The sequence below is a fragment of the Belnapia mucosa genome (assembly GCF_016775475.1).
GTDB lineage: Bacteria > Pseudomonadota > Alphaproteobacteria > Acetobacterales > Acetobacteraceae > Belnapia > Belnapia mucosa.
The window spans coordinates 1-325 of record NZ_JAEUXJ010000101.1; the positions used below are offsets into that span (position 1 = coordinate 1).

Below are 325 nucleotides of genomic sequence, written 5' to 3' on the forward strand. Positions count from 1 at the left end.
GGGTCAGTGACTGGGGTGAAGTCGTAACAAGGTAGCCGTAGGGGAACCTGCGGCTGGATCACCTCCTTTCAAGGACAAGCCTCGATGCTGACTGCGGATGCAGCCAGGTTGGGCCTGCCTGATCAAACTACCTGTCGCCTGACAGGCTCCGCTCTCCTCTCTCGATGGTTGTGGCCCTCTGGGCTGCAGCACGAGAGGTCTTCCAGAAAACTGGCATCCGCCGGCGCCTTGTGCGCTGGGCGGATGGTTGTTCATTTGACAGTTGAAGACGGGAAGTAATGGTTAGGGTGTTGTGCCCTGGCTGTTTTGCAGGTGGGGCTGTGCG

The 325-nt window shown here is 59.1% G+C and carries 1 rRNA gene; it reads left to right on the top strand.

What is annotated here, in order from left to right:
• Positions 1–69, top strand: a 16S ribosomal RNA gene (locus JMJ55_RS30530); the annotation flags it as partial.
• Between the last annotated feature and the right edge of the window lie 256 nt (positions 70–325).